The organism is Rhodococcus sp. ACS1, from assembly GCF_002300155.1.
Lineage (GTDB): Bacteria > Actinomycetota > Actinomycetes > Mycobacteriales > Mycobacteriaceae > Rhodococcus_F > Rhodococcus_F koreensis.
On sequence record NZ_NSDZ01000005.1, the window covers coordinates 1,303,416 to 1,320,226 of the forward strand.

Consider the following 16,811-nt stretch of genomic DNA (forward strand, 5'->3'; position numbering starts at 1 on the left):
TTCGTGACAGCCCGCGCGGCAGGACACGCGCGGGTAAATCCCGTTCCGGCGTCGGGTGCGCGCTACGCTTCCTCGTTTCCCGATCGATCCGTCCTGCGGGGTGCGCGCTGCCTCGTGCGGGTGACCTGGACGGGGGCGATCACGCTGGAGAACTCCGTCGGGATCGGCCTCCAGGACCTCGCCGCGGCGCGCATACTGATCGACACAGCCCGGCAACGGGGCGTCGGAACAGAAGTGGATCTGAGTCGATGAGCCAGAGCGATGTCGACGACGTGGACCTTGCCCACCTGCGGCGGGCTATCGAACTCGCCGACGAGACGGGGGACGCGGGCAACAGGCCGTTCGGTGCGGTCGCGGTCGGCGCCGACGGTCACGTGATCAGTGAGGGCGCCAACTCCGTGGCGACGTCCGCCGACGTCACCGAGCACGCGGAACTCGACGCGATCACCACCGCCTGCGGTGAAGGCCGAACGGGCGACCTGGTCGGCGCCACCATGTACGCGAGTGGTGAGCCGTGCCCGATGTGCAGTGCGGCGATGGTGTGGGCCGGGATCACGCGGGTGGTCTACGCGGCCTCGTCCGCGGACTTCTCCCGGATTCTCCCCGACGGACCGCGGTTCACGCTGGGCTGCGCCGACGTGCTCGATGCGGCGAGCGTCGAGATCCAGGTGAGCGGGCCGCATCTCGGCGACGAGGCGCTCGCGCCGTTCCACCGCTTCCTCGACACGGACTGACCCCGAGACGCCGTCAGCCCCCGGCACTTCGGTGCCGGGGGCTGACGGGTGCAGGTGCCGGGTCTCAGCCGAGCTGCGAGACGACCCAGTCGATGCTCTTCGTGAGCTGCGAGACGTCCTCGGGATCGATCGCCGGGAACATGCCGACACGCAGCTGGTTGCGGCCCAGCTTGCGGTACGGCTCGGTGTCGACGACGCCGTTGGCCCGCAGGATCTTCGCCACCTGGGCGGCGTCGATCTTGTCGTCGAAGTCGATGGTGCCGACGACCTGCGAGCGGTGCGCGGGATCGGTGACGAACGGTGTGGCGTACTCGCTGGCCTCGGCCCACTGGTACAGGCGCGAGGACGAATCGGCGGTACGCGACGTGGCCCAGTCGAGACCGCCGTTGCCGTTCAGCCACTCGATCTGGTTGGCGAGCAGCAGCAGCGTCGCGACCGCGGGCGTGTTGTATGTCTGGTCCTTGGAGCTGTTGTCCACGGCGATGGGCAGCGACAGGAAGTCGGGGGTCCAGCGACCCGAATCCTTGATCTCCGCGACCCGCTCGAGCGCCTTCGGGCTCATCAGCGCGATCCACAGGCCACCGTCGGCGGCGAAGCACTTCTGCGGCGCGAAGTAGTACACGTCGGCGTCGGCGACGTTCACCGGCAGGCCGCCGGCGCCGGACGTGGCGTCGATGGCGATGAGCGCGTTCTCCGAGCCCGCGGGACGCGAGACGGGGATCGCGACACCCGTGGACGTCTCGTTGTGCGCCCAGCCGATGAGGTCGACGGACGGATCGGAGACCGGTTCGGGCGCGCTGCCGGGGTCGGCGGAGACGACGATCGGGTCACCGATGAACGGGTTGTTCTTCGCGACCGACGCGAACTTGGAGCTGAACTCGCCGTTCGTGAGGTGCAGCGACTTCTCCCGGATCAGGCCGAATGCCGCCGCATCCCAGAACGCGGTGGTGCCACCGTTGCCGAGCACCACCTCGTAACCCTCGGGCAGGGAGAACAGATCGGCGAGGCCGGACCGCACGCTGGCGACGACGTCCTTCACGGGCTTCTGGCGGTGGCTGGTGCCGAACACCGAGGCGCCCACCTCGACCAGCGACTGCAGCTGTTCGGGGCGAACCTTGGACGGTCCGCAGCCGAACCGTCCGTCGGCGGGCAGGAGGTCTGCGGGGATGATCGGTGTGGAGGTCATCGCTACTTTCTATTCCTTACTGATTCAGGCGGGGAAGACGGTCAGCTGGTGTGGGCGATCTGGTCCCAGCCCTCGACGGACTCGGGGGTGCGGGGTGCGGGCCCGGTGTAGATGGCGGCGGGGCGGACGAGCTTGCCGAGGCGTTTCTGCTCGAGGATGTGGGCGCACCAGCCGGCGGTGCGGCCGCAGGTGAACATCGCGGGCATCATGTGCGCCGGGACCTCGGCGAAGTCGAGGATGACCGCGGCCCAGAATTCGACGTTCGTCTCGATGGCCCGGTCGGGGCGGCGTTCGCGCAGTTCCGCGAGGGCGGCCTGCTCGAGGGCGGCGGCCGCCTCGTAGCGGGGTGCGTTCAGGCGCTTGGCGGTGGCGCGCAGCACCCGGGCGCGGGGGTCTTCGGCGCGGTAGACGCGGTGCCCGAAGCCCATCAGCTTTTCCTTGCGGTCGAGGATTCCCTTGACCAGGGCGCGGGCGTCGCCGGACTTCTCGGTGTCCTCGATCATCGGCAGGACGCGGGCGGGGGCGCCGCCGTGCAGCGGGCCGGACATGGCGCCGATGGCCCCGGACAGGGAGGCGGCGACGTCGGCGCCGGTGGAGGCGATGACGCGGGCGGTGAACGTGGAGGCGTTCATGCCGTGTTCGGCGGCGGAGACCCAGTAGGCGTCGATGGCGGCGACGTGGGCGGGGTCGGGGTCGCCCTTCCAGCGGACCATGAACCGTTCGGTGACGGTTTTCGCCTCGTCGATCCGTCTCTGCGGGACGGCGGGCTGGTAGATGCCGCGGGCGGATTGGGCGACGTAGGACAGGGCCATGACGGAGGCGCGGGCGAGTTGTTCGCGGGCGGTGTCGTCGTCGATGTCGAGGAGGGGCTGGTATCCCCAGATGGGGGCGAGCATGGCGAGGCCGGCCTGGACGTCGACGCGGACGTCGCCGGTGTGCACGGGGAGGGGGAAGGGTTCGGCCGGGGGCAGTCCGGGGCCGAAGCGGCCGTCGACGAGCAGGGCCCACACGTTGCCGAAGGTGACGTGCTTGGAGACGAGTTCTTCGATGTCGACGCCGCGGTAGCGCAGGGCGCCGCCGTCCTTGTCGGGTTCGGCGATGTCGCTGGTGAACGCGACCACGCCTTCCAGTCCGCTGACGAAATCGTCCGGTATTGCCGCGCTAGCTGACATAGCTCGTGGACTCTCCTCGTTCGAGTGCCCCCGGTCAGAGCGGCACTGTCTCGGCGTTCGACAATTGCGCTGGGCGTGCATGCGGGATGGGCAGGCACCCTCGTCCGCGCAATCGACTTGCCGTCCCCGGGCATCGCACGATCGCGGCTGCAATCCGAGGGGACGGGTTCGGTCCCCAAAACTTTAGCCGGTGTCACCGGAGAGTTGATCAGTGCATACCCGGGAGTAGCGTTCTCGGCTGTGTCTCCAGATGCAGAACACCCGAAACCGGTGAACAAGGACCTCGCGGCCATGCGCGTCGGTTACGCACACCAGGGCGCCGACGGAGCGTATATCGACTCCGATCTGGACGCCGACCAGCTGAGCGACGGCTGGCTTCCCCTGATGCGCGGGTGGCTCGAGGACGCTGTGGAGTCCGGGGTTCCCGAACCCAACGCGATGACCCTCGGAACCGTCGACGAGCACGGACACCCGTGCACCCGCACCGTCCTCTGCAAGGGACTGAGTGCCGACGGTGTGCTGTTCTTCACCAACTACGATTCGGACAAGGGCCGCCAGCTGGAGTCGGTGCCGTACGCGTCGGTGACGTTCACCTGGGTGCCCGTCGCCCGGCAGATCACCGTCCGCGGCCCGGTCGAGCGCGTGAGTGCCGAGGTCACGGACGAGTACTGGCACAGCAGGCCCCGCGGATCCCGGCTGGGGGCGTGGGCGTCCGAGCAGTCGCGGCCGATCGGTTCGCGGGCCGAACTGGACGCCGCGCTGCTGCACGCGGCGGAGCGTTTCCCCGTCGACGTCGACATCCCGGTGCGGCCGGACTGGGGCGGAATCCTGATCCGCCCCGCTGTCGTGGAGTTCTGGCAGGGCCGCGCCAACCGGATGCACAACCGCATCCGGACGTCGCTGGTCGACGGCTCGTGGACGGTGGAGCGGCTGCAGCCGTGACGACCGGGGAATAGTGAGCATGGGAAACGAGCTAAGGGAAGAATGACCGACACCGTCACCGAGAAGAGGAAGCGGCGGCTGCTCGCCGACACGGCGCCGCTGCAGAACCGGGACTACCGGCGCCTGTGGGCGGCCGGGATCGTGACGGTGATCGGCGGACAGCTCAGCGTCGTCGCCGTGCCGCAGCAGGTGTACGAGATCACCCGTAGCTCGGCGTACGTGGGACTGACCGGTGTCTTCGCACTGGTACCGCTGGTCGTGTTCGGACTGTGGGGCGGCGCGCTCGCCGACGTCATGGACCGGCGGAAACTGCTGACGATCACCACCGTCGGACTCGGTGTCACGGCGGTGCTTTTCTGGGTGCAGGCGGCGCTCGGCCTGAACAACGTGTGGCTGGTGCTCGGACTGCTGGGTCTGCAGCAGGCATTCTTCGCGGTCAACCAGCCGACCCGCAGCGCGATCATCCCGCGGCTCATCCCGGTGGAACAGCTGCCCGCGGCCAACTCGCTCAACATGACGGTCATGCAGTTCGGCGCCATCGCCGGACCGTTGCTCGCCGGGGTCATGATTCCGGTGGTCGGGCTGTCGACGCTGTATCTCGTCGATTCGATCGCCCTCCTGGCCACCCTGTGGGCGGTACTCCGGCTGCCGGCCATCCCGCCGACGGGGGAGTCCCGGCGCGCCGGGCTGCGCGAGGTGTTCGACGGGTTCGCTTACCTCGCCACCCAGAAGGTGCTGCTCGCGTCGTTCGTCGTCGACATCATCGCGATGGTGTTCGGTATGCCGCGGGCGTTGTTCCCGCAGATCGCGCACGACACGTTCGGCGACCCGGCCTCCGGCGGTGTGGCGCTCGGCCTGCTGTTCGCGGCGATGTCCGTCGGTGCGGTGGCCGGCGGCGTGTTCTCCGGCTGGCTGCCGAGGGTCCGGCGTCAGGGCCGCGCCGTGATCGTGTGCATCGCGCTGTGGGGTCTGGCGATGGTGGGCTTCGGCGTCGTCGTGGGACTCGCCTCACCCGGCGGCAGTCCCGCCCTGTTGTGGATCGCTCTGGCGTTCCTCGCGTTCGGCGGCGCCGTCGACATGGTCTCCGCGGCGTTCCGCAGCACCATGCTCCAGCAGGTCGCCACGGACGAGATGCGCGGACGACTCCAGGGCGTCTTCATCGTCGTCGTCGCCGGGGGTCCGCGGATCGGCGACGTCCTGCACGGCGCAGCGGCCGCGGCGGTCGGAACGAGCGTCGCCGCGGCCGGTGGCGGCGTCCTCGTCGTCATCGGCGTGGTGATCGCCGCGCTCGCGTTCCCGGCGCTGATGCGGTACAAGGTCACGCGCTAGGTTCCCGTGCGCCATCACATATCTCGTGCAGATCTCGTGCACACTGAAATGCATGGGTGAATCGCAGTCGTCGAAGACGGACAGGCCTGCCGCGGCTGGATTCGAGATCCGGGGCGGCGGCTACCGGGCCGGTATCGCGGCCACCGGTGCCGGACTCCGGCTACTCGAACGGGACGGTCCGGACGGGCCGACGGCGCTCACCGAGACGTGGGACCTCGGCACCCGGCCCCCGCTGTCGGCCGGGCTGATCCTCGCGCCGTGGCCCAACCGGATCCGCGACGGCCGGTTCGCCTTCGACGGCATCGACCATCAGCTCGAGATCACGGAGCCGGGGTTCGCCAACGCGAGCCACGGATTCGTCCGTCGCCGGGACTGGCGTGTCGTCAATCACGCCGACGACCGCATCGAGTTGTCGATCGACGTCGGCCTCCACAAGGGGTGGCCGTACCCGCTGCGGCTCACCGTCGACTACGTCCTGGGCGACGACGGCCTGACCGTGACGCACACCGCCACCAACACGGGGGCCATCCCGGCGCCGTTCGGGATGGGTTTCCACTCTTACGTCCGCGCCGGCGACTTTCCCCTCGACGAGTGCACGCTGCGCCTGTCGGCAGGCACCCGGCTGCCGCTCGACGAGCGGATGCTGCCCAGCGGCGGTTCGCAGGCCGTCGCGGGCACCGACTACGACTTCACCAGCCCTCGGACGCTGGCGGGTGTGGCCCTCGACACCCCGTTCAGCGCACTGGATGTGGACGTGGACGGCAGGTCGCGGCACGAATTGCGCGCACCGGACGGCACCGGAACGGTCCTGTGGGCGGCCCGGGAGTTCGGTTGGCTGCAGGCGTTCGTCGCGGATCCCGACGCGGGCAAGTCGTACCCGGGCCGCGGCCGGGCGCTGGCCCTGGAACCGATGACGTGCCCGCCGGATGCGTTCAACTCCGGAATCGATCAGTTGGTGCTCGCTCCGGGACAGCAGTGGACCGGTGTGTGGGGCATGTCGGCGCGGGGGTCGTAGCGGTTCGATTTTCGACCGCCGGGTGCCCACTTGGTGAGACGGTGTAACACCGGTCGCGGTCCGGCCGATACGTCCGGCGGGGGTTCTTCCGTCGCGGCCGACGGTCTTTGTGCCAGCCTCTGTACTTCCCTCACTGCACCGGGTGCCACGGCGTGCGTTCTTCGCCGTCCTCGGCATCGGTGCAGGTAACGAGGCCAGTCCAGTCCCGGGCAACTGGCCCTCACGGATTCCGCTCCCGCGCCGTGCGGGCAAATCGGACACTCGACCAACCCGTTCGCCGACCCTTCCCCGAGGTCGCCACGCATCCCGCGGGGAGGCCGCGTCACGGCCCCTGAGCGGACCCGCCTTCGGCAGGCAGGCCAGAGTGGGGCTAGTTTCTACCTGAATGAAGTTGTTACTCATTGGTTTGAGCTTGAGAGGGATGCTTCGTGCCTGACAATGACACAAAGCCCACGCTTACCTACCCTGGTGGTGAGCACACGATGTCCATTGCCAGGGCAACCGAGGGCAATGACGGTATCGAACTGGGCAAGCTGCTCGCCAGCACCGGGTACACCACCCTGGACCCGGGTTTCGTCAATACCGCCTCCACCAGCTCCGCGATCACCTATATCGACGGTGAGAAGGGGATCCTCCGTTACCGCGGATACCCGATCGAACAGCTGGCGGAGAAGTCGACTTTCATCGAGGTCAGCTACCTGCTGATCTACGGTGAGCTGCCCACTCCGGCGCAGCTGGAGTCGTTCACCGACCGGATCCGGCGCCACACGCTGCTGCACGAGGACCTGAAGAGGTTCTTCGACGGGTTCCCCCGGAACGCGCACCCGATGCCGGTGCTGTCCAGCGCCGTCAACGCGCTGTCCGCCTACTACCAGGACTCCCTGGACCCGGCCGACCCGGAACAGGTCGAACTGTCGACCATCCGTCTTCTCGCGAAGCTGCCGACCATCGCCGCCTACGCGTACAAGAAGTCCGTCGGGCAGCCGTTCCTGTACCCGGACAACTCCCTGAACCTCGTCGAGAACTTCCTCCGGATGACGTTCGGCTTCCCCGCGGAGCCCTACGAGATCGATCCCGAGATCGCCAAGGCACTCGACATGCTGCTGATCCTGCACGCCGACCACGAGCAGAACTGCTCGACGTCGACGGTCCGCCTGGTCGGCTCCTCCGACGCCAACCTGTTCACCTCGATTTCCGGTGGCATCAACGCACTCTGGGGCCCGCTGCACGGCGGCGCCAACCAGGCGGTGCTGGAGATGCTCGACGAGATCAAGGCCAGCGGCAGCAACGCAGGCGACTTCGTCCGCAAGGTCAAGAACAAGGAAGACGGCGTGAAGCTCATGGGCTTCGGGCACCGCGTCTACCGCAACTACGACCCGCGCGCCGCGATCGTCAAGCAGACGGCACACACCATCCTCGACAAGCTCGGCGGCGACGACGAACTGCTCGAGATCGCGATGGCCCTCGAAGAGGCGGCGCTGACCGACGACTACTTCGTCGAGCGCAAGCTGTACCCGAACGTCGACTTCTACACGGGTCTGATCTACCGCGCCATGGGCTTCCCGACGCGCATGTTCACCGTTCTGTTCGCCATGGGCCGCTTGCCCGGGTGGATTGCACACTGGCGCGAGATGCACGAAGATCCCGCTACGAAGATCGGCCGTCCGCGCCAGATCTACACCGGCTACACCGAGCGTGACTACAAGGACGTCACAGGTCGCTGATCGCGAACACCTGTGCCGAACCATAGAGCCCTCATCGAGGAGGACACATGACCAAGCCCGAGATCGAGTTCCAAGAGGGACCCGCCCCGACCGACCTGGTCGTCAAGGACGTGGTCGTCGGAGAGGGCGCCGAGGCCGTCCCCGGTGGCACCGTCGAGGTGCACTACGTCGGCGTCGAGTTCGAGTCCGGCGAGGAGTTCGACTCCTCCTGGAGCCGCGGCGAGTCCATCCAGTTCCCGCTGCGTGGCCTCATCAAGGGCTGGCAGGACGGCATCCCCGGCATGAAGGTGGGCGGACGTCGTCAGCTCACCATCCCGCCGGAGCTCGCCTACGGTCCCGCCGGCGCCGGACACCAGCTGTCCGGCAAGACGCTGGTGTTCATGATCGACCTGCTGGACGTGAAGGAATAGTCTCCACGGTCCGAAGGCCCCGCATCACCTCACGGTGAGGCGGGGCTTTCCGCTTTCCGGGTCGTGTCGGTGTGCAATTCCACGACGAGCCGTGCGCCGCCGAGCGGGCTGACCTCGAAACGTGCGCTGCCGTTGTGCAATGCGGCCTGCTGGGCGACGAGCGCGAGGCCCAGGCCCGATCCGCTCTTCGTCGCGTTGGAACCGCGGTGGAACCGTTCGAACACGGCGGTCCGCTCGGCCTCGGGCACCCCGGAACCGTTGTCGTCGACGACGACGGTGGTGATGCCGTCGGCCGCTCTCAGTGTGATCGTCACCGCGGTGGCGCCGCCGTGCCGGACCGCGTTCTTGATGGCGTTGTCCAGGGTGAGGCGCAGTCCGCCGGGCATGCCGCGGACCGTCACCGGGGCCGCGTAGACGGTCACCTGCAGGCCGGGGTTGTGACGCATCGCCTCCTCCGCGGCGAGGTCGCTGATGTCGACGAGGTCGCAATCCACGAAGTCCTTGTCGGTGGACAGCTCGCCCCGGGCGAGGCGCTCGAGGTCGGACAGCGTCGACTCCACCCGCCCCTGCGCCCGGGCGAGGTCGTGAAGGATCTCGTCCCTCTGCGGCTGAGTCAGGTCGTGGGTGGCGAGGACCTCGAGGTCGGTGCGCATCGCGGTGAGCGGCGTGCGCAGTTCGTGCGCCGACACGGCGGCGAAATCGCGGGCGGTGGCGAGTGCGGCGGTGGTCGCGGCCTGCGCCTCGGCGACGTCGCGCAGCATCGACTCGGCGGCGGACGCCAGTTCGTCGGCCTCCCGCACCCCCGAGGACGTGGGTGTCAGTTTCGGTTCGCGGCGCACGATGCGGCCGGTCAGGTCGACCAGGGGTCGCACCGCACGACCGCCGAACAGCCACCCGAGGCCGCTGGCGGCGGCGACGGCGAGGACCCCCACGAGGGCCACCTGCCGTTGCTGCTCGGACGTCACGTCCTGCGCTTCGGCGTACGGCACGGCCAGGGAGATCCGGGTGCCGAGGAGCGGCACGGTGGCGGTGTACGCCCGGTACTGCGTGTCACCGACCTCGACGGTCTGTGTGCCCGGATCGAGTTCGGGCAGCTGGGTGGGGGTGCTGACCAGCACGGTGTTGCCGTCGGCCGAACGGATCGTGATCGCGAACGCGCCCTTGTCGCCGAGCGCCCCGAGGAACAGCCCGGCGGTGGCGGCGTTGGGCACGAGGACATCCGACGCCGTCTCCAGCCGCCGGTCGAGCTGCGACAGGTTGTTCCGGTTGATCGCCAGCGACACCAGGATGCCGAGCGCGACGACGATGATCGTCGCGCCGAGCGCCGTCGCGGCGGCCACACGGGTCCGGAGGGAGAACGACCGTTTCACGACGGTTCCCGCAGCACGAACCCCACTCCGCGGACCGTGTGCAGGAGGCGCGGCTGACCACCGACCTCGAACTTGCGCCGCAGGTAGCCGACGAAGACGTCGACCACGTTGGTGTCGGCGACGAAGTCGTACCCCCACACCAGTTCGAGGAGCCGCTCGCGGCTCAGCACGATGCCGACGTTGCGGGCGAGAATCTCGAGCAGTTCGAATTCCCGCTTGGTCAGCGTCACCTCCTCGCCCGCCATGAAGACCCGGCGTGCGGACATGCGGATCTCGAGCGCACCGATCCGGATCGGCGGGGTCGCGGGCGAGTCGGTGGGCGCGGCGGTGGTCGTTCCGTGCCGGCGCAGCATCGCCCGGATCCGCGCGATCAGTTCGGCGAGGACGAACGGCTTGACCAGGTAGTCGTCGGCGCCCGACTCCAGACCGGAGATGCGGTCGTCGACGGTGTCGCGGGCGCTGAGCACACAGATCGGGATGTCGTTGCTCATCGCGCGCAGCGCGGTCACCACGCCGGTGCCGTCGATGACCGGCATGTTCATGTCGAGGACCATCGCGTCCGGGCGCTGCTCGCTGACCACCCGCAGTGCGTCGGCGCCGTCGACGGCGGTGAGGACGGTGAATCCGGACAGGCGCAGGCCGCGTTCGAGGGACGTCCGCACGTCCTCGTCGTCGTCGACCACGAGGACACTGGCTGAGTCTGTGACGGTCACCCCTGCATTGTGCCGTGGGCGCGACCACAGAGCGTGCGGATGGCAGTTGTGAGAGCGTGTCTCGTCCGTACACTCGTTGAGGATGTTTCCTTCGCTGCAGGCCTTCGAACTGACCGAAACCAACCGTGACTGGCTGATTCACCGGCCGGCCGAGATCGCGACCTACGTCGTCCTGGCGCTCGTACTGCGATTCGCGTTGCACCGGATGATCGACCGGATGACGCGTCCCCGGGAGCCCTCGGACAAACCGGCCATGCTCCGTCCCCTGCGGGAACGCGCCCCGCGCGGTGTCAAGGAAGCCATGGTCAACGAGCGTCGCGCGCAACGCGCCCGGACCATCGGGTCGGTGCTCAAATCGACTGTGTCGATCGTGGTGCTCATCTGGGTGGTGCTCCAGGTGCTCGCCGTCCTCGGCGTCAACGTCGCGCCGTTCATCGCGTCCGCCGGTGTGATCGGTGTCGCACTCGGTTTCGGTGCGCAGAACCTCGTCCGGGACTTCCTGTCGGGCATCTTCATGCTGCTCGAGGATCAGTACGGGGTCGGCGACGTCGTCGACCTCGGCGAGGCCGTGGGAACGGTCGAGACGGTGGGTCTGCGGGTCACCACGATCCGCGACGTCAACGGCACCCTCTGGTACTGCCGCAACGGTGAGATCGTGCGGGTCGGCAACATGAGTCAGGGGTACGCGGTCGCGGTGGTCGATCTGCCGATCGCGCACGCCGCCAACGTGCAACGGGCGTGCGAGGTGGCGCTGGAGGCCGTCACCGAGGCGGCCAAGGGCGACGCGATCGCGGCGGACGTGCTCGAACCCCCGGAACTGCTGGGCGTGAACTCGGTGACCGCGGAATCGGTCACGCTGCGGATCACCGCGCGAACCAAGCCCGGCAGGCAGTGGGCGGTGCAGCGGACGTTCGCCCGCGCGGCGTTGTCGGCGTTCACGCACTACGACATCGACGCCCCGTACCTGTCGGTGCTGTCTTCGGCTCGCTCCACCAACTGAGCGGCCCGCATTTCGTTACCGTGGCAGACATGGACACCGCACTCGTCTGGTTCCGCCGCGACCTCCGGCTCGGTGACCTGCCGACGCTCCACACGGTCGCCGAGTCGGGGGCGCGTGCGCTCGGCCTGTTCGTTCTCGACGACCGGTTGCTGACCACGTCGGGCGGCGCCCGCCGGGACTTCCTGTTCCGCAGCCTCGCCGCACTGGACGACCGGCTCGACGGCCGGCTGCTGGTGGTGAAAGGCGATCCCGTCGACGTGGTTCCGCGGGTGGCGAAGAAGGTCGCGGCCGGAGAAGTGCATGTCAGCGCCGACTACGGACCCTACGGTCGCGAGCGGGATGCCGCCGTCGCCGAGCACGTCGATCTGGTGGCCACCGGTTCGCCGTACGCCGTGGCGCCCGGCCGGGTGACCAAGGCGGACGGGGAATCGTACCGTGTGTTCACCCCGTACTTCCGGCAGTGGCTCGAGCACGGGTGGCGCGCGCCGATCGACACCGGGCCCGCGACGGTGGAGTGGATGGACCCGGACGACGTGAAGACGCGGCGGGTGACGATCCCCGAACCCGAATCCGACGGGTACGCCGCCGGTGAGGCGGCGGCTCTGGAACGGTGGGCGGAGTTCTGCGAGGACGACCTCGCCGGGTACGAGGACGCGCGGGATCGTCCCGGGCTCGACGCGACCAGCCGGATGTCGGTGTACCTGAAGTACGGCAACATTCATCCGCGGACGATGCTCCGCGATCTCGCCCGCCGCCGCAGCAAGAGTGCCGAGCAGTACCGGCGGCAGCTCGCGTGGCGGGACTTCTACGCCGACATCCTCTTCCAGCGCCCCGACAGCGCACGGGGAAACTACGACCGCCGCTTCGACCACATCCGCTACGACAGCGGGCCCGACGCCGAGGAGGCGTACACGGCGTGGTGCGAGGGCCGGACGGGATTCCCGATCGTCGATGCCGGGATGCGTCAGCTGAAAGCCGAAGGCTGGATGCACAACCGGGTGCGGATGATCGTCGCATCGTTCTTCGTCAAGGATCTGCACCTGCCGTGGTGGCGGGGCGCCCGCTTCTTCATGAACCAGCTCGTCGACGGCGATCTGGCGAACAACCAGCACGGCTGGCAGTGGACGGCGGGGTCGGGGACGGACGCGTCGCCGTACTTCCGGGTGTTCAACCCGACGACCCAGGGTGAGAAGTTCGACCCCGACGGCGAATACGTGCGGCGGTGGGTGCCCGAACTGCGCGGCATCTCCGGGAAGGCCGTCCACGCCCTGAAAGACGGCCGCCCCGAGGACTATCCGCCGCCGATCGTCGACCACGCCCACGAACGGCAGGAGGCCCTGGCCCGCTATGGCGAGATCAAGACCCCGTGAGTACTTGTTAACCGCGGGCGGTTAAGAAGTACTCACGGGCGCTTTGCGCAGGAGGGCCGCCGCGGCGAGGACGATGACGAGTCCGCCGTAGATGCGGGTGGTGTCGACGAGTCCGACCTGCCCGACGAGGTATCCGGCGACCAGCGCCGGAAGGCTGTTGGCGAGGTAGGCGATCACGTAGATGCTCGACAGCAGCCCTGCCCGCTCGTGCGGTTCGGCGAGCGGCATGACGGTGCGGATGGTGCCCTGGAAGCCCGCGCCGAACCCGATGCCCGCCACCGCGGTTCCCGCGAGAATCAAGGGTGCCGAGGATGTTTCGGCGCCGACCAGGGTGACGGCGACGCCGGCGACGAGGGCCGACGCTCCGACTGCGAGGATGCGCCGTGCCGCGACGTTGCGCAGCAGGAACACCGCGAGTGCGCCGGTCCCGGTGAGCGTCGCGACCATGACTGCGCCGATCAGCGACGTGTGCACGTCGAGCGCGTTGCGGGCGAGTGACGGTCCGAGCGACAGGTAGAAGCCGCCGAGTGCCCACACGGCGATCAGGCAGGGGCCCGTGGCGACGAGCATTCTCCGTGCGGTGGCCGGGACCGCGAGCGCCGGCCGCATCGACGCCAGCGCACCCTTCTGCCGGACCGCCGTCTCGGGTGCGGCCCAGATGCCGAGGATCTCGGCGACGAACAGCGCGAGGAGCACCAGGAACACGGTGCTGGTTGGCCGGGGAAGGTGCTCGCTGATGAGGCTCGATCCGATGGCGCCCAGCGCGAGACCGGCGGTGGGCGCGATGCTGTTGACGGTGGCGCCGCGTCCCGGTGTGCGTTCGAGGTCGAGGAGGGTGGAGCCGAGGGCGCTGATCGCGGCGCCGGTCGCGAATCCCTGCACCACCCGGGCGAGCAGCAGCAGTCCGATGCCTTCGGCGGTCGCGAACATGATCATCGAGACGGCCTCGAACGCGAGCGCCGTGATCAGCACGGGGCGCCGGCCGACGTAGTCCGACAGGGACCCCACGGTGAGCAGTGCGAGCAGCAGGCTCAGGGCGTAGATGCCGAAGACAAGCGTCGACTGCAGCGAGGAGAAGCCCCAGTTCGACTGGTACAGCTCGTACAGCGGTGTCGGGGCGGCGGACGCGCCGAGCAGGGTGGCGATCACGACCGCGACGAGCGTGAATGCGGCACGGCGGCGCAGCGCGGGCCGAGAGGTCGGTGGTGCTTCGGGTGCCAGGGTCGGCATGGGCTACTCCCGGAGAACGTTAAAGCAAAAGGTTTGCGTTAACGAACGCTACGCCGCAGCCATTCTTAATGCAACATCTTTGCGTTAGCATGGGGTCATGAGTCCGGCTCCAGGTCCACGCCCCGGCGGGCGCAGCGCCCGCATCCAGCAGGCGGTGCACGCGTCCACCCGCAAGCTCCTCGACGAGCGCGACCGAGCAGACATCACGGTCCCGATGATCGCCGCCGACGCCGGGATCACTCCGTCGACCATCTACCGGCGTTGGGGTGACATCACCGAGGTGTTCGCGGACGTCGCGATCGAGCGACTGCGTCCCGATACACCTCCGCGCGAAACCGGCAGTGTGCGAGGCGACCTCGTCGCCTGGGCGCAGGAGTACCTCGAGGAGATGTCCTCGCCGGTGGGGCGGGCGGCGCTGCGCGACGTCGTGATGAGCGGCGAGACCAATCCGCTCCAGTGCGCGACGTTCTGCCGCACCCAGATCGAGACGATCGTCGGACGCGGGGAGCCGGTCGCCTCGGGTGTCCAGGGCGCGGTCGAGCACGTGATCGACCACGTGGTGGCGCCGATCATCTACCGCATCCTGTTCGACCTCGACCCACTCGAAACGGACCGCGTCGAGGTGCTGGTGGATCAGGCACTCGACGCGGCCGTCCGGGTCTGAGTGGTCAGCCGCCCAACTGCTTCTTCAGCGCGTCGAGGACGGCGACGTCCTCGATGGTGGAGGGCACCGTGTACTCCTCGTGGTCGGCGATCTGCCGCATCGTCTTGCGCAGGATCTTGCCGGAGCGGGTCTTGGGCAGCGCCTGCACGACCGTCACGTCGCGGAACGTGGCGACGGCCCCGATCTGTTCACGCACCATTGCGACCAGTTCGGTGCGGAGTGTCTCGGGGTCGATGTCGACGCCGGCCTTGAGCACCACGTAGCCGCTGGGCCGCTGGCCCTTGAGTTCGTCGCGGATCCCGACCACCGCGCACTCGGCCACCGCGGAGTGTCCCGCGACCACGGCCTCCATGCTTCCGGTCGAAAGGCGATGTCCGGCAACGTTGATGACGTCGTCGCTGCGCCCGAGGACGAACACGTACCCGTCCTCGTCGATGTACCCGGAGTCGCCGGTGAGGTAGTAGCCCTCGAAGGTGGCGAGATACGACTTCACGTACCGCTCCGGGTCGCGCCACAACCCGGCCAGGGTCCCCGGAGGCAGCGGCAGGCCGATCACGATGTTGCCCTCGGCCCCGGCCGGAACCACGTTTCCCTCGCCGTCGACGACCTGCACCCGGTACCCGGGAACCGGGACGGTGGGGGATCCGGCCTTCAGCGGCATCGGTTCGAGCCCGCGCAGGTTGGAACAGATCGCCCAGCCCGTCTCGGTCTGCCACCAGTGGTCGACGACGGGACGGCCCAGGACGCGGGTCGCCCACGCGTACGTGTCGGGGTCGAGGCGCTCGCCCGCCGCGAACAGCGTCTTCAGTGAGGAGATGTCGTACTTCTCGATCTCCTTCGCGTCGGGATCGGCCTTGCGCACCGCGCGGATCGCGGTCGGTGCCGTGAACAGGGCCGACACCCCGTGATCGGAGATCACCCGCCAGAACGCCCCCGCGTCCGGGGTCCCGACCGGTTTGCCCTCGTAGAGCACGGACGTGGCACCGGCGAGGAGCGGCCCGTAGACGATGTACGAGTGGCCGACCACCCAGCCGACGTCGGACGCGGTCCACCACACGTCACCCGGGCCGATGTCGTAGATGTTGCGCATCGACCACGTGAGCGCGACCGCGTGTCCGCCGTTGTCGCGGATCACGCCCTTCGGCTTCCCGGTGGTGCCGGACGTGTACAGGATGTACAGCGGGTCGGTCGCGGCCACCGGAACCGGCTCCGCGGGTGCGGCATCCACCACCAGTGCGTCCCAGTCGAACCACGCCGCGTCGCCGCCCTGGTAGTCGGCGGCCGAACCGGGGACCTGCTCGCGGTCCTTGACGATCACCGTGTGCGGAGGGGTGGCGGACAACTCCAGCGCCTTCGCCACCATCGGGAGGTATTCGACGGTGCGCCCCGGTTCGAGGCCGCCCGACGCCGTCACCAGGACCACCGGTCCGGCGTCGTCGATGCGGGTCGCGAGTTCCTTCGCGGCGAAACCCCCGAACACCACCGAGTGCACGGCGCCGATGCGGGCGCAGGCCAGCATCGCGATCGCCGCTTCGGGGATCATCGGCATGTAGACGATCACCCGGTCCCCGGCCACCACGCCCTGGTCCTTCAGGACGCCGGCAAACCGGGACGCCTCGTCGAGAAGTTCTGCGTAGGTATAGGTGCGGGACGCGTCGGGGACCATCGCCGAGTCGTAGATCAACGCAGCCCGGTCCCCGTCGCCGTCGCGCACGTGCCGGTCCAGGGCGTTGAAGCAGGTGTTCAGCGAGGCGTCCGGGAACCACCGGTACATCGGGGCGGCCGAATCGTCGAGTGCCCGCGTCGGCGGCTGCTCCCACTCCACGGCACCGGCGGCGGCCAGCCAGAACTCCTCGGGACTGTCGGCGCTCCGGCGGTAGACCTCGGCGTAGCTCTGGCCATGGTTGTCGCTCGAAGGCGCAGTTCCCGGGGAACTCATCGATGCACGTCCT

16 protein-coding genes are annotated in these 16,811 nt (G+C 68.8%); 10 read left to right on the forward strand and 6 right to left on the reverse strand.

Annotation, left to right across the window (positions count from 1 at the left end; translation table 11 throughout):
* The first annotated feature begins 3 nt into the window (after positions 1 to 3).
* Both CJ179_RS52830 and CJ179_RS26775 read left to right on the forward strand, forming a co-directional pair.
* Positions 4 to 252, forward strand: coding sequence for a hypothetical protein (locus CJ179_RS52830; protein ID WP_257015774.1), 249 nt, complete (start codon positions 4 to 6; stop codon positions 250 to 252).
* The gene (locus tag CJ179_RS26775) at positions 249 to 734 is read left to right on the forward strand and encodes a nucleoside deaminase (protein ID WP_015888807.1); all 486 of its coding nucleotides are present in this window, start codon (positions 249 to 251) and stop codon (positions 732 to 734) included. The genes CJ179_RS52830 and CJ179_RS26775 overlap by 4 nt, the downstream gene beginning before the upstream one ends.
* 64 nt (positions 735 to 798) lie before the next feature.
* Here the strand turns inward: CJ179_RS26775 and serC are convergent, their stop codons facing one another.
* Together serC and CJ179_RS26785 are read right to left on the reverse strand one after the other, a co-directional pair.
* Entirely contained in the window at positions 799 to 1,920 is a 1,122-nt protein-coding gene (serC, locus tag CJ179_RS26780) for a phosphoserine transaminase (RefSeq protein WP_095863380.1), read from the reverse strand.
* Positions 1,921 to 1,961: 41 nt separating this feature from the next.
* The gene (locus tag CJ179_RS26785) at positions 1,962 to 3,092 is read right to left on the reverse strand and encodes a citrate synthase 2 (protein ID WP_005244097.1); all 1,131 of its coding nucleotides are present in this window, start codon (positions 3,090 to 3,092) and stop codon (positions 1,962 to 1,964) included.
* Positions 3,093 to 3,362: 270 nt separating this feature from the next.
* On the opposite strand from CJ179_RS26785, the gene pdxH reads away from it, so the two are divergent.
* The 5 genes from pdxH to CJ179_RS26810 all read left to right on the forward strand — a co-directional run bounded on the left by pdxH (position 3,363) and on the right by CJ179_RS26810 (position 8,512).
* Positions 3,363 to 4,034 carry a pyridoxamine 5'-phosphate oxidase gene (pdxH, locus tag CJ179_RS26790; RefSeq protein WP_083395616.1) on the forward strand — a complete coding sequence of 224 codons (672 nt, stop codon included), beginning with the start codon at positions 3,363 to 3,365 and terminating at the stop codon, positions 4,032 to 4,034.
* 42 nt (positions 4,035 to 4,076) lie between these two features.
* Positions 4,077 to 5,363: an MFS transporter gene (locus tag CJ179_RS26795; RefSeq protein WP_072944798.1), complete on the forward strand. Its 1,287-nt coding sequence runs from the start codon at positions 4,077 to 4,079 to the stop codon at positions 5,361 to 5,363.
* Positions 5,364 to 5,415: 52 nt separating this feature from the next.
* Positions 5,416 to 6,378, forward strand: coding sequence for an aldose 1-epimerase family protein (locus tag CJ179_RS26800; protein WP_072944797.1), 963 nt, complete (start codon positions 5,416 to 5,418; stop codon positions 6,376 to 6,378).
* 428 nt (positions 6,379 to 6,806) lie between these two features.
* Positions 6,807 to 8,102 (forward strand): citrate synthase, encoded by a 1,296-nt coding sequence (locus CJ179_RS26805; protein WP_072944795.1) that lies wholly within the window; start codon positions 6,807 to 6,809, stop codon positions 8,100 to 8,102.
* A gap of 47 nt (positions 8,103 to 8,149) precedes the next feature.
* Positions 8,150 to 8,512 (forward strand): FKBP-type peptidyl-prolyl cis-trans isomerase, encoded by a 363-nt coding sequence (locus CJ179_RS26810; RefSeq protein WP_072944793.1) that lies wholly within the window; start codon positions 8,150 to 8,152, stop codon positions 8,510 to 8,512.
* Between the two features lie 29 nt (positions 8,513 to 8,541).
* On the opposite strand, the gene CJ179_RS26815 is transcribed toward CJ179_RS26810, so the two are convergent.
* Positions 8,542 to 9,882 carry a HAMP domain-containing sensor histidine kinase gene (locus CJ179_RS26815; RefSeq protein ID WP_095863381.1) on the reverse strand — a complete coding sequence of 447 codons (1,341 nt, stop codon included), beginning with the start codon at positions 9,880 to 9,882 and terminating at the stop codon, positions 8,542 to 8,544.
* Positions 9,879 to 10,595, reverse strand: coding sequence for a response regulator transcription factor (locus CJ179_RS26820; protein ID WP_095863382.1), 717 nt, complete (start codon positions 10,593 to 10,595; stop codon positions 9,879 to 9,881). Before CJ179_RS26820 ends, CJ179_RS26815 begins: the two co-directional genes overlap by 4 nt.
* An 82-nt stretch (positions 10,596 to 10,677) precedes the next feature.
* Here CJ179_RS26820 and CJ179_RS26825 point away from each other — a divergent pair, with 82 nt between their 5' ends.
* Entirely contained in the window at positions 10,678 to 11,595 is a 918-nt protein-coding gene (locus tag CJ179_RS26825; protein WP_072944788.1) for a mechanosensitive ion channel family protein, read from the forward strand.
* Between the two features lie 29 nt (positions 11,596 to 11,624).
* Entirely contained in the window at positions 11,625 to 12,965 is a 1,341-nt protein-coding gene (locus CJ179_RS26830) for a deoxyribodipyrimidine photo-lyase (protein ID WP_095863383.1), read from the forward strand.
* 21 nt (positions 12,966 to 12,986) lie between these two features.
* On the opposite strand, the gene CJ179_RS26835 is transcribed toward CJ179_RS26830, so the two are convergent.
* Positions 12,987 to 14,195 (reverse strand): MFS transporter, encoded by a 1,209-nt coding sequence (locus CJ179_RS26835; RefSeq protein ID WP_072944784.1) that lies wholly within the window; start codon positions 14,193 to 14,195, stop codon positions 12,987 to 12,989.
* Between the two features lie 97 nt (positions 14,196 to 14,292).
* On the opposite strand from CJ179_RS26835, the gene CJ179_RS26840 reads away from it, so the two are divergent.
* Positions 14,293 to 14,859, forward strand: a complete 567-nt coding sequence (locus tag CJ179_RS26840; RefSeq protein WP_095863384.1) for a TetR/AcrR family transcriptional regulator — start codon at positions 14,293 to 14,295, stop codon at positions 14,857 to 14,859.
* Between the two features lie 4 nt (positions 14,860 to 14,863).
* Here CJ179_RS26840 and CJ179_RS26845 read toward each other — a convergent pair whose 3' ends face one another.
* Positions 14,864 to 16,798 carry a propionyl-CoA synthetase gene (locus CJ179_RS26845; RefSeq protein WP_095863385.1) on the reverse strand — a complete coding sequence of 645 codons (1,935 nt, stop codon included), beginning with the start codon at positions 16,796 to 16,798 and terminating at the stop codon, positions 14,864 to 14,866.
* Between the last annotated feature and the right edge of the window lie 13 nt (positions 16,799 to 16,811).